Source organism: Rhodanobacter sp. KK11, assembly GCF_033345435.1.
Lineage (GTDB): Bacteria > Pseudomonadota > Gammaproteobacteria > Xanthomonadales > Rhodanobacteraceae > Rhodanobacter.
Window position 1 is genome coordinate 740,177 of the sequence record NZ_JAWPMI010000005.1, and the last position, 12,391, is coordinate 752,567.

Genomic DNA, 12,391 nt, shown 5'->3' on the forward strand with positions numbered 1-12,391 from the left:
CATACAACGGGGCCCGTGCCCGGGGGAGATTCGCATGAAGAACAGCACAATCCGGCTGGCGCTGGCGCTGGCGTTCGCGCTGGCGTGCGGCAGCGCGCAGGCGGCGGACAACGTCCGCGTCACCCGCGATTTCACCGACACCGTGACGCCCGCCGAGCAGCAGGCGTACGTGGCCGGCTCCAAGGCGTTCAACCAGTGCCTGCGCCAGCACGATTTCAAGTACAACCTGACCGCCTGGACGCACGAAACCGGCGATACCTACAGCTACTCCTACGTCACCGACCCCGTGCCGTGGGCGACCTTCGACGCGATGGACGCCGCGGTGAAGGCCTGCCTGCCGGTGATCGGCTCGCAGGTCAACCCGCACCTGAAGGGCGAGTCCAGCGCATTCATGCAGGCAATGCCCGAGCTGAGCCACCGGTACGGGCAGAAGACGGCCCCGCCGCCACTGATCGAGGTCACCTATTTCACGCTCAAGCCTGGTCACCAGGCCGTGGAAACCTTCATGGCCGCGGCAAAGAAGATCGCCGCCGCCGCCGCGAAGTCGAACCGGCCGCACGAGTACCAGATCGTCCGGCTGCTCGACGCCGGCGACGGCGCCCCCGACTTCCTCCTGGTGATTCCCAGCAGGAACTGGGCGGACCTGGGCACGGAGCCCGACCCCGACGTGTGGAAGATGGTCGAGAGCGTGTACGGCAAGAGCGATGCCGTCGCGATCCGCCAGTCGATCAACGACGCCGTCGCCAAGCAGTCCTCGCACGTGGACAGCTACAACGCCGGGCTGAGCTACATCGCCGCCGGCAAGTGAGTGGCGCCGGCGATCCGGGTGGCCGCTACGGTCGCCCGGATCGGCGCCGGCGATTACACTGGCGGTCATGACGACCAAGACTGCCTGGATCACCGGCGCCACCTCCGGGTTCGGCGCCGCCGCCGTGGAACGCTTCGTGGCCGGCGGCTGGCGGGTGATCGCCAGCGGCCGCCGCACCGAACGGCTGCAGCCGCTGGTGGTGCGGCACGGCGCCGGACGCGTGCACGCGGCGGCATTCGACGTGCGCGACGAGACGGCGATGCGCGCGGCGCACGCGAACCTGCCGGCCGCGTTCGCCGACATCGACCTGCTGGTCAACAACGCCGGCCTCGCGCTGGGCACCGCGCCCGCGCAGCAGGCCGACCTGGCGCAATGGAAGCAGATGATCGACACCAACGTTACCGCGCTGGTGACGCTGACCCACCTGCTGCTGCCGCAGCTGATCGCGCGCCGCGGCGCGATCGTCAACATCAGCTCGATCTCGGGCACCTATCCCTACCCCGGCGGCAACGTGTACGGCGGCACCAAGGCCTTCGTCACCCAGTTCTCGCAGAACCTGCGCGTGGACTTGCACGGCACCGGCGTGCGGGTCAGCTCGATCGAGCCCGGCATGGCCGAGACCGAGTTCACCGTGGTGCGCACCGGCGGCGACCAGGCCGCCTCCGACCGGCTCTACGAGGGCGCCCACCCGATCACCGCGACCGACATCGCCGAGACGATCTGGTGGATCGCCAACCTGCCGTCGCACCTCGACGTCACCCGGCTGGAAATCATGCCGACCAGCCAGTCGGCGGCGGGGCTGCAGGTGGCGCGGGAAACGTGATGAAGCGGGCGCCCTAGTCGCTGTCCGGTCCGTCCACGGCGGCCGGATTCGCAGACAAACAGGACGCGAACCCCGTACCTCCCTTCGATCCGAATCAGCGTTTCCTCGACGGCCAGCCGTGCTCCGCTGCAACCGGGTGAACGTTCATGCAACCCGTTCGATCAATGGCAGCGGCAGCGTGCCGCCATGCCCAGGCCCGCAGTCGCCCGTCGGCACGCAGGCCGGGCCCGCTCAGTCGCCGTTGCCGCGATGCACGTCGTGGGTCACGAAGGGATGGTCGGGATCCGGCACGGCCAGCCACTGCGGGTGCGCCAGCGTGTGGCGCATGTCGTCCAGCCCGCTCTGCCAGTGGCGACGCATGCTGGCGGCGCTGAACTCGTAGTCCTTGAAGTGGCCTTCGTGCGGTCGGTCCTGGTAGATCAGGTGGATCACGTTGGTCAGTGCCGCCGCCGCGCGCGCCTCGGCATGGCGGTAGACCGGATCGTCGCGGCGCTCGGCCGGCACCAGCGCCATCACGTCGTGCAGCAGGCGCCGCTGTTCCTGCATGCGGCGCATGAACTCGGTGACCAGCCGGGTGCGGCTGGAATACTGGATCTCCTTGCTGCGCTCGGCCACGTCGGCGAGGTTGCGCGGCAGCGTGCCGCGGGCGCTCCACAGGTCCACCTGGAAAACCAGCGTGTCGCAGCCGGGGCGTTCGCTGAGCACCTCGTACAACGGCGTGTTGGAGACCATGCCGCCGTCCCAGTAGAACTCGCCGTCGATCTTCACCGCGGGAAAGCCCGGCGGCAGCGCGCCAGAGGCCATGAAGTGCTCGGGGCACAGGCGTTCGCGCCGATTGTCGAAATAGGCGAAGTTGCCGCTGCGCACATTCACCGCACCGACCGCCACGCGGATCGTGCGCGGATCGTTGAGGCGGTCGAAATCGACCAGCCGCTCCAGCGTGGCGCGCAGCGGCGTGGTGTCGTACCAGCTCACGCTGCCCGGCGTGGCGTGCCCACCCAGAAACGGCGGCGGCTGGCGCGGATGGAAGAAGCCGGCCTGGCCCTCGGTCAGCGCGCGCCATGCCGCCAGGCCGCTCAGGCCGTTGAGCCATGCGGTGGGCCACGCCACCGTGTCGAACCACGGCAGCCTCGGCACGTCCGGCCACAGCGGCGGGCGACAGATCGCTTCCCAGAATTCGCGCAGCCGCTCCACCCGCCGCCCGGGCGGATTGCCGGCGATGACCGCCGCGTTCAACGCACCGATCGAAATGCCGGCCAGCCGGTTCGGCTGCAGGCCGGCCTCGTCCAGCGCCTCGAACACCCCGGCCTGGTAGGCGCCCAGCGCACCGCCGCCCTGCAGCACCAGGGCGACGGTGCGGTAGTCGCGCGCCACCGCCGCGGCCAGCGATTCCGGCGGCGCGGTTTGCGTCATTGCATGAACCAGCCGTGGCTGACCACGATCGACTGACCGGTCAGCGCCGCGGACGGGAAGGTGGCCAGGTACAGCGCGGTCTGCGCGATATCATCGACGGTGGTGAAGGTGGCATCGACGGTGTCCTTCAGCATCACGTTCCTGATCACCTCGTCCTCGCTGATGCCCAGCTCCTTCGCCTGTTCGGGAATCTGCTTCTCCACCAGCGGCGTGCGCACGAAGCCGGGGCAGATCACGTGCGAGCGCACGTTGTGCGGTGCGCCTTCCTTGGCCAGCGTGCGGGCCAGACCGAGCAGGCCGTGCTTGGCGGCGACGTAGGCCGACTTCAGCTTCGACGCCTCATGCGAGTGCACCGAGCCCATGTAGATCACGATGCCGCCGCGGTTGCCCGGGTACATGTGCTTGAGCGCCGCCTTGGTGGTCAGGAAGCCGCCGTCGAGGTGGATCGCCAGCATCTTCTTCCAGTCGGCGAACGCGAACTGCTCGATCGGGTTGATAATCTGCACCCCGGCGTTGGAGATCAGGATGTCGAGCGCGCCGAACGCGGCGACCACCTGGTCGGTGCCGGCGTTCACCGCGTCCTCGCTGGTGACGTCCATCGCCACGCCGAGCGCCTTGCCGCCGGCGGCGTTGATCTGCGCGGCGACCGCGTCGGCGGCCTGCTGGTTGATGTCGGCGATCGCCACGCTGGCGCCGTGCTGCGCGTACAGCTCGGCGATCGCCTTGCCGAGGCCGCTGGCCGCGCCGGTGATCAGGGCGACCTTGCCGTTGAGAGTGGTCATGCGCTGCTCCTTGGATGGGACGGGGGAGGGCGCGATCGCGGGACCGCGCCCATGTGCCGGATTGTAGGCGCCGCCACGCCGGCCGCCATCGGACCTTGGGGCAGGCCGGGCGGCCGCCGTCACGCCGTCAGCGTACGTCCTCGGCCAGGTAGGTGTACGCGGTGAGCCCGCCGTCGAGCGCGGCGTAGAGCATCTCGGCCTCGTCGCCCCCGACGCCGGCGCTGGCGATGCGCTCGCGGTAGCTCTGGCGCAGCGCGGCGAGGTCGTAGCCGACGTAGTCGAGCATCAGGTCGGTGGTGTCGCCGCGGCGCACGTGGGCGAAGGTGTAGCCGTCGCCATCGATGCGCACGTTGACCGCGTCGGTGTCGCCAAACAGGTTGTGGATGTCGCCCAGGGTCTCCTGGTAGGCGCCGACCATGAAGATGCCGAGGCGGTAGCTCTCGCCTTCCTTGAGCGCGTGCAGCGGCAGGCTGACGTCGACGCCCTCGGCGTCGACGTAGTGGTCGATGCGGCCGTCCGAATCGCAGGTGAGGTCGACGATCACGCCACGCCGGGTCGGCTCCTCGCCGAGCCGGGCGATCGGCGCGATCGGGAAGATCTGCCCGATCGCCCACACGTCGGGGATCGATTCGAACACCGAGAAATTGACGAAGTACTTGTCGACCAGCTTCTCGTCCAGCTCGTCCAGCGCCTGCCGGTGCGAGCGTTCGGCCGGCAACAGGCGCAGCCGCACCGCGCCGGCGATCGCGTAGTACATCTCGTCCAGCCGCGCACGGTCGGCCAGCGCGAGCTGGCCCAGCGCGTACAGCGCCTGGCCTTCGCTCAGGTGATGCTGGGCTTCGTGGAACAGCTCCAGCGCGGGGCGCCGGTCCAGTTCCTCGTAGGTCTCGCGCAAGCGGCGCAATACCGCCGGCTCGTCCGCGCACGGCGGCGGGATCGTGCCGGCCGGCACCGGCTCCACCTCGGTCACGTTGACCACCATCACCGCGTGGTGCGCGGTCATCGCGCGGCCGGCCTCGGTGAGGATGTGCGGCGCGGCCAGGCCCTCGGCCTCGACCGCCTCGGCCAGCGACTGCACGATGGTCGCGGCGTACTGCTCGATCGAGTAGTTGATCGAGTTGTGGCTGCGCGAACGCGAGCCTTCGTAGTCCACGCCGAGGCCGCCGCCGACGTCGACGATCTCCAGCGGCACGCCCATCCGGGACAGCTCGACGAAATAGCGGGTAGCCTCGCGCATGCCGTTGGCGATGTCGCGCACGTTGGAAATCTGCGAGCCCATGTGGAAGTGCTGCAGCTTCAGCGTGTGCTTGAGGCCGGCGCGATCCAGCCGCTCGATCAGCGTGAGCACCTGCTGCGGCGACAAGCCGAACTTGCCCTTGTCGCCGCCGGTGTTCTGCCACTTGCCGGCGCCGATCGAGGCCAGCCGCACGCGCACGCCGAGCAGCGGCTCCACGCCCACTGCCTTGGCCTCGCTGAACACGTGGTCCAGCTCGGACAGCTTCTCGATCACGATGTGCACGCGCAGGCCGAGCTTCTTGCCGATCAGCGCCAGGCGGATGTACTCGCGATCCTTGTAGCCGTTGCAGATCACGATGGAACCGGGCCGCGCCATCGCCAGCACCGCCATCAACTCGGGCTTGGAGCCCGCTTCCAGGCCGAAGCCGTGGCTGCCGGCGGCGACCAGTTCGCCGGCCACGCCGCGCTGCTGGTTGACCTTGATCGGGTAGACCGCGGTGTAACCGCCGGCGTAACGCCACTCGTCGATCGCCTTGGCGAACGCGCCCTGCAGCCGCGCCAGGCGGTCGGCCAGGATGTCCGGAAAACGCACCAGCAGCGGCAGCCGCAGGCCCTCGGCGCGGGCGCGCTCGACGATCGCCGGCAGCGACAGCGCCGGGCCATTCGCGCCGCGCGGGCGCATCACGATGTGGCCGGCGGCGTCGATGTCGACGTAGCCGTCGCCCCAGTACGGCACGGCATAGGTGTGCCGGGCCGCGTCGATGTTCCAGTGGTTCGCCATCAGCGAGATCTCCCGATGAAAAGGATGATGTCGTCGCAGCGGCGAGCCTTGACGGTCTTGCTCCACACGAGCACGAGCCCGAGCGACCGGAAGCCTCGCACGCCGCGGGGCCGATCGGGCTGGTCGGCCACCGGCGCGCTGCGCCGGCGATGCCGGGCGCCATTGTAATGGGCGCCCGTGACGATAGGCGCATGGGGCGTCCGGACGCTCGCGCCCATCACGGTTGCCGCTACAATGGGCAGTCTTGCTCTCCCACCCCGGTTCGTCAGGAACACCCGCCATGTCGCAGCCCAGCTGGTTCACCGAAGCCCACCAGGCCTCCGGCTCCTCCATCGGTTTTCGCACCGAGCAACTGCTGCATGCGGAGAAGACCCCGTTCCAGACCATCGAGATCCATCAGACCACCGACTGGGGCAAGCTGATGGTGATCGACGGCTGCGTGATGCTGACCAGCCGCGACAACTTCCTCTACCACGAGATGATGACCCACCCGGCGCTGTTCACCCATGCGCGCGCCAAGCGCGTGGTGATCATCGGTGGCGGCGACTGCGGCACGCTGCGCGAGGTGCTCAGGCACGAGGAAGTCGAGCACGCGGTGCAGGTGGAGATCGACGAGCGCGTGACCCGCCTGGCCGAGCAGTACTTTCCCGAGCTGTGCGAGGCGAATGGCGACCCGCGCGCCGAACTGCTGTTCATCGACGGCATCAAGTACATGGCCGAGGCCGAGCCCGACTCGCTGGACCTGATCATCGTCGACTCGACCGACCCGGTGGGTCCGGCCGAGGGCCTGTTCAACGCCGCGTTCTACGCCAGTTGCCACAAGGCGTTGCGCCACGGCGGCCTGCTGGTGCAGCAGAGCGAATCGCCGCTGGCCCACCTGGAATTGATCAAGTCGATGCGTTCGGCCATGCGCACCTCGGGCTTCAGCGCGGTGAAGACGCTGCCGTTCCCGCAACCGTGCTACCCCACCGGCTGGTGGAGCTGCACGATGGCGCGCAAGGGTGGCGACCTGTCCGGCTTCCGCGAGCGCGGCGCCATGGCCAAGAGCTTCCCCACCCGCTACTACAACGCCGAGATCCACAAGGCCGCGCTGGCCCAGCCGGAATTCATGCGCGAAGCGCTGGGCGAATAAACCCGGGGCAGGGACACGGGATGCGGTAAAGCTGCGCAGCTCATCGCTCTTTCGCATCCCGCATCACGGCCTTCAAAACATCTTCGAGCGCACCTTCGGCAGCAGTACCAGCAGCAGCGTGGCGAGCGGGCCGCCCAGCAGCGACAGCAGGAACCACAGCAGACCGCTGCGGTTCTTGCCCTGTGCCAGGGCGGCATTGATCAAGGCCAGCGTGCCCCAGCCGACAAACCAGGGTGCGCCATCGGCGAACGTCGACAGATGATCCACTACGTGTCTCCCGAGCGATGACATGGGGCGCGGCCCTGCGCCGGGGACATCCATCCTAGCAAGCCCCGCCGCCGCATCACCTTTTCGTCGCTCTCCCGGATCAGCCGCGCTTAATCCGCAAAAGGTATGCTGCGCGCTTTGATCGCGGAGCCGAGTCCATGATGCGCCGATGGCATTGCCTCGCCCTGATTTGCGCGTTGTCGCTGGCCACCGCGCCGGCGTTCGCCGGCAAGTCCCCCGCCGGCAAGAACCGCGGCACGCCGGACCACGCCGCCCAGGCGCGCGACAAGGCGCAGCTCGCGTTCCAGCGCGACCTGGTCAGCGTACTGGCGCCCGGCGGCGATCCACTGCGGCTGCTCGGCGCAGCCCTGCTGGCGCGGCCACTGTTCAACCAGCCGCCCGAAAACAGCTTCCACCGCCTGATCGAGCGCGCCGCGCAGGCCGAAGGCGCCGGCGCAGCGATCCACTGGGTGCGCCTGGCCGATTGCGATGCCGCCGCCGACGCCTGCCCGAACAAGGAAGCCTTGCAGCAATTGCTCGCCCGGGCCCCGGACAACGCCGCGGCATGGCTGCTCAAGCTCGGCGCCGACGCGCGCGGCATGGACCAGGACGCCGCCCGCGAGGACCTGGGCAAGGCCGCCGCCGCGAAGCTCTACGACGACTACACCGGCATCAGCCTGCAGGCGCTGGCCAACGCGGCCGGCGCGCTGCCGCCGCCGCCGGCCACGCTGGACCCGGCCCACGCCGGCGGCGCGGCGGGCATGCAGGCCGTGCTGGTCTATGGCCTGGCCGGCACCCAGCCGCAGCCGAGCCTGCAACTGGTCGCCAAGCTGTGCGAGAACGCCGGCGAAGACGCCTCGATCAAGGCCGACTGCCTGAAGCTGGGCAGGACCCTCGAATGGGGCTCCAGCCCGCTGGCCCGCTCGCTCGGCCTGCATCTGCGCGAGGTGCTGGCCGATGACCCGGCGCAACGGCAGGAAGCGAAGGACGCCCGCCGCAACCTGGTCTGGCAGGTGCAGAACTTCGCCCGGCTGCTGGCCCGGGCGCCGGACGACGCGAAGCTGGCCCAGGGGCTGCTGGCACTGGCCCGCCGCGGCGGCACCGAGATGAGCCTGCAGCTGGCCGCCCTGCGCGACAACGGCATTCCGGTCGAGGCACCCGCCGATTGGCAGCCGCACAAGTCGCCGTAATCCCCGATTCGGGAACAGCCCGAAGCCCGTGCCACGCGGCCCGGACCTCCCGCCCCACGCGGGATTCCCCTTTCCCGCCCCGCCCGCTAGGCTTGATCCACCTTCCGTGGCAGGGGTGGTCCGATGCTTACGACGCTGGTGGCGAGCAGCAAGGGCGGATGCGGCAAGAGCACGCTGGTGACGCAACTGGCGTCGCACTGGGCCCAGGCGGGGCAACACACCGCGATCCTCGACGCCGACCGGCAGCACTCCAGTTTCCACTGGGCCGAACTCAGGCCGGACAACGTCCCCGGCGTGCTGGCCTTCGACGGCGGGCGGCGCAACCTGCAGCGCGTGCCGCCGGACACCCACCAGCTGCTGATCGACACCCCCGCCGGCGCCGCCGAGCGCGAGCTGGAACCCTATCTCGACGTGGCCGACGTCATGCTGGTGCCGGTGCTGCCGTCCTCGTTCGACCTCGACGCCACGCTGCGCTTCCTCGGCGAGCTGCAGATGGTCAAACGCATCCGCAGCGGCAAGCTGCCGGTGGCGCTGGTGGCCAATCGGCTCAAGCCGTGGACCCACGCCAGCCAGGACGCGCTGGCCCGACTCGCCGAACAATCGCCGTTCCCGATCGCCGCGCAACTGCGCGACAGCCAGGCCTACGTGCTGCTCGCCGGGCTCGGCAAGGGTATCTTCGACTACCAGTCCGAGCAGGTACGCAACCACCAGCAGGACTGGAAGGCCCTGCTGCGCTGGATCAGGCGCCAGCACTGAAGCACGCCGCGCTCGACACGTCCGCCGCGCCCCCGCACCACCACACCCGGAGCCCTCCATGCACGAACTGATCCTGTTGCGACACGCCGAAGCCGTGCCGATCGAAACCGCCGGCGACGACTCGCAACGCCCGCTCAGCTCGCGCGGCGAGCGGGAAGCGCAGGCTGCCGGGCTGTGGCTGGCCGCGCACGGCCTGCGCCCCGACCGCGTGCTGTGCTCGCCGAGCCGGCGCACCGACGAAACCACCCGGCTGGCGCTGGCCGCGATCGACGACGCGCCGGCGCCGCAGCAGGCCGGCGAGATCTACGACGCCACCCCCGGCGAACTGCTGGCCCTGCTCGATCAGCATGCCGACGCCGGCACGGTACTGCTGGTCGGCCACAACCCCGGCATGGAACGGCTGGTCGCGCTGTTGGTCGAGGGCCGCTCCGACGAATTCCGCGGCATGCCGCCCGGCGCGCTGGCCGTGCTGCACCTGGACGGCGCGCTGGAGCCGGGCAACGCCCGCCTGGACGCATTCTGGTCGCCCTGACGCGCACGCAGCCAGCCGTCCACGCCGCGCGGGCCGCCGCCTCCTCACGGCCACGGCACGCGCCAAACGTATGATGCGTCCATGTCTGTCCTGCGCCGATTCGCCCTCCCGCTCCTGCTTGCGCTGTCGCTGCTGCAAGGCTGCACGGTGTCGCGCGCGCAGATCCGCCGCGCCGACGCGATCGTTGCCGCCACCGCCGACCACGGCGTCGACTGCGCCCGGGCCGACCATTGCGCGCTGCCGTCGCCGCTGCTGGCCGCCGCCACCGCGGCACTGGCCGCTTCCACGCCGGAGCAGCCGGTGCACGTGGTCACTCTGCTCGACGACTCCGAACCGGCGCTGGCCGCACGGATCAACCTGGTGCGCGCAGCGCGGCACTCGATCGACGTGCAGACCTTCATCTGGGACCAGGACGACGTCGGCCAGCTGATGCTCGACGAGCTGGTGCACGCCGCGCGGCGCGGCGTGCGCGTGCGCATCCTGGCCGACCAGCTGTTCTCCTTCAACGACCCCGACCTGCTCGACCGGCTGGCGCGGATCAGCCCGAACCTGCAGGTGCGGCTGTACAACCCCACCTTCCACAAGGCGCGCACGCAGCCGCTGGAGTTCGCCGCCGGCATCCTGTGCTGCTTCATGCAGTTCAACCAGCGCATGCACAACAAGCTGCTGCTGGTGGACGACCGCATCGGCATCACCGGCGGGCGCAACTACCAGGACCGCTACTTCAACTGGGACAACACTTTCAACTACGTCGACCGCGACGCCATGGTCGGTGGCCCGGCAGCACTGCAGATGGCGGCCAGCTTCGAGCTGTTCTGGAAACACCCGCGCTCGCTGCCGTTGACCCACCTGCGCGACGTCAACCGGCGCATCCTGGCCGAGCACGCGCCGCCAGCCTGGCCAACCCCGCACTATCGCCATCCCGCACGCGTGGCCCAGGTGCAGCAGGCCGCCGAGGACCCGGCCTGGTTGAAGGCCTGGCTGGTCGATGCCTCGCTGCGGGCGGGCAAGGTGGCGTACTTCAGCGACCTGCCGGCGAAGACCGACAAGCCGGACAAGCAGCGCGCGCTGGATTTCACCCACCACATCATGCGCATGATCAGCGCGGCCAAGCGCGAGGTACTGCTGCAGACACCGTACCTGGTGATGAGCAAACGCGCCCAGCACATCTTCCGCACGCTGCACCGGCGCCCCGACCCGCCGCGGGTGATCGTCTCCACCAATTCGCTGGCCTCGACCGACGCATTCGCCGTGTACGCGATGTCGTACAAGCACCGCAAGCGCTACCTGAAGAAATTCGGCTTCGAAGTCCACGAACTGAAGCCGCACGCGCCCAGCGCCGCGCTGGACAACGAACTGGCCAACCTCGGCATGGACGCGGCGGGCCTGCCGCCGGAAGCCGTCAAGCTGGCCCGCATGCCCGAGGCGCGCTTCCACCTGCTCGGCAGCCGCGGCAGCGGCAACCTGCCGGCGCCATTGCACAGCGAGGGCATGCGCTTCGGCCTGCACGCGAAGTCGATCGTGGTCGACGACACGTTCGCGATGGTCGGCTCGCACAACTTCGACCCGCGCTCGGACCACTACAACACCGAGTCGGGCGTGATCGTCTACGACCGCGACTTCGCCGACCGGCTGCGCCACAGCATCATGCGCAGCACGCAGCCGGAGAACGCGTGGGTGATCGCGCCGCGGCAGTCGAAGGTGCCGGTGCTGACCGACATCAACCAGGCGATCGGCACGATTTCCGAGCAGCTGCCGCTGTTCGACCTGTGGCCGTTCCGCTACGCCACCAGCTTCGAGCTCAAGCCCGACTGCCAGCCGCTGCGCGCCACCGACCCCAACTTCTACGCCTGCTACGAGCCGGTCGGCGATTTCCCCGACGTGGCGCTGTCGCCGAAGCTGATCATCACGCGACTGGTGACGGCGTTCGGGGTGGGGGCCAAGGGCATCCTGTAGGCTGGGCTCGCCGCGCGTTTCAATCCGGAAAGATCACTGCCGCTGCTACGTTTTCAAAGCAAGAGCTTTCGTCCTCCTTCGGAGGGCGAGTCACTTTCTCTCGCTTGCCCGAGAGAAAGTAACCAAAGAGAGGGGCACCCCGCTTCCGCGCTTTCCGGGCACCCTGCCCGGAAAGTTCGCGTGCGGGCTACGGGGTTTGTCGACAGGGCATCCCGCCCTGACGACAAACTGGTTCGCATCCATGCGAACCACCCTGCGGGCTTTCCTTCACCCGCCCGCCGCTTCAGAGGGGACCCCGGGTAGAGCGGCGCGCATCCTGCGCGCACTGTTCAGAAGAGCAAGAGCAGGAGCAAAGCCACAACAAAGCGACGCTTCGCGGCGGCTTTTGTTCTTTGCTTTTCGGCTTCACCACCGAGTGCGGGCCAGGATGGCCCGCTGCTCTACCCGGGTCCCTTGCGCGGCGGTGAGGCGGGGTCGACAGGCCGCGCAGCGGGCGAGTCCATGGATGGGCTCGCCTTTTCGCGCGGGCAGGAGCCCGCTCGAAAAGCCCGGCCCCGGCTCACGGACTTGCCGGGCAGGAGGCCCGGCAAGCGCCAAGCGGGGTGCTCTTTCTCTTTGGTTACTTTCTCTTTGAGCACGCAAAGAGAAAGTAACTCGGGCGCCGCAGGCGCACGAAAGCTCTTGCTCTAGCTGCAGGCTCTCCGCAAACATGACG

Annotated in this window: 11 protein-coding genes; 7 read left to right on the forward strand and 4 right to left on the reverse strand. The window is 69.3% G+C overall.

The genetic code is table 11. The features are described from left to right. Positions 1-34: 34 nt before the first annotated feature. Together R5H19_RS16775 and R5H19_RS16780 are read left to right on the forward strand one after the other, a co-directional pair. Positions 35-808, forward strand: coding sequence for a hypothetical protein (locus R5H19_RS16775; protein WP_318160179.1), 774 nt, complete (start codon positions 35-37; stop codon positions 806-808). A 67-nt stretch (positions 809-875) separates the two neighbouring features. Continuing rightward, positions 876-1,631, forward strand: a complete 756-nt coding sequence (locus tag R5H19_RS16780) for an SDR family NAD(P)-dependent oxidoreductase (RefSeq protein ID WP_318160180.1) — start codon at positions 876-878, stop codon at positions 1,629-1,631. Between the two features lie 231 nt (positions 1,632-1,862). Here R5H19_RS16780 and R5H19_RS16785 read toward each other — a convergent pair whose 3' ends face one another. From R5H19_RS16785 to speA, 3 genes are all read right to left on the reverse strand, one after another. Continuing rightward, on the reverse strand, positions 1,863-3,044 hold the full coding sequence (locus R5H19_RS16785; RefSeq protein ID WP_318160181.1) for a patatin-like phospholipase family protein: 1,182 nt from the start codon (positions 3,042-3,044) through the stop codon (positions 1,863-1,865). Beyond that, positions 3,041-3,826, reverse strand: coding sequence for a 3-hydroxybutyrate dehydrogenase (locus R5H19_RS16790; RefSeq protein ID WP_318160182.1), 786 nt, complete (start codon positions 3,824-3,826; stop codon positions 3,041-3,043). The genes R5H19_RS16785 and R5H19_RS16790 overlap by 4 nt, the downstream gene beginning before the upstream one ends. A 127-nt stretch (positions 3,827-3,953) precedes the next feature. Further along, a complete protein-coding gene (gene speA, locus R5H19_RS16795) occupies positions 3,954-5,843 on the reverse strand; it encodes an arginine decarboxylase (protein WP_318160183.1) in 1,890 nt (629 codons plus the stop codon). Positions 5,844-6,123: 280 nt separating this feature from the next. Here speA and speE point away from each other — a divergent pair, with 280 nt between their 5' ends. Continuing rightward, the gene (gene speE / locus R5H19_RS16800; protein WP_318160184.1) at positions 6,124-6,975 is read left to right on the forward strand and encodes a polyamine aminopropyltransferase; all 852 of its coding nucleotides are present in this window, start codon (positions 6,124-6,126) and stop codon (positions 6,973-6,975) included. A gap of 72 nt (positions 6,976-7,047) precedes the next feature. On the opposite strand, the gene R5H19_RS16805 is transcribed toward speE, so the two are convergent. Next, positions 7,048-7,242: an antitermination protein NusB gene (locus R5H19_RS16805; protein WP_318160185.1), complete on the reverse strand. Its 195-nt coding sequence runs from the start codon at positions 7,240-7,242 to the stop codon at positions 7,048-7,050. Positions 7,243-7,400: 158 nt separating this feature from the next. Here R5H19_RS16805 and R5H19_RS16810 point away from each other — a divergent pair, with 158 nt between their 5' ends. From R5H19_RS16810 to R5H19_RS16825, 4 genes are all read left to right on the forward strand, one after another. Beyond that, positions 7,401-8,432 carry a hypothetical protein gene (locus tag R5H19_RS16810; RefSeq protein WP_318160186.1) on the forward strand — a complete coding sequence of 344 codons (1,032 nt, stop codon included), beginning with the start codon at positions 7,401-7,403 and terminating at the stop codon, positions 8,430-8,432. Between the two features lie 123 nt (positions 8,433-8,555). Continuing rightward, positions 8,556-9,188: a ParA family protein gene (locus R5H19_RS16815; protein ID WP_318160187.1), complete on the forward strand. Its 633-nt coding sequence runs from the start codon at positions 8,556-8,558 to the stop codon at positions 9,186-9,188. A gap of 58 nt (positions 9,189-9,246) precedes the next feature. Then, positions 9,247-9,720, forward strand: a complete 474-nt coding sequence (locus R5H19_RS16820; RefSeq protein WP_318160188.1) for a histidine phosphatase family protein — start codon at positions 9,247-9,249, stop codon at positions 9,718-9,720. Positions 9,721-9,801: 81 nt separating this feature from the next. After that, entirely contained in the window at positions 9,802-11,676 is a 1,875-nt protein-coding gene (locus R5H19_RS16825) for a phospholipase D family protein (protein WP_318160189.1), read from the forward strand. Positions 11,677-12,391: the final 715 nt, after the last annotated feature.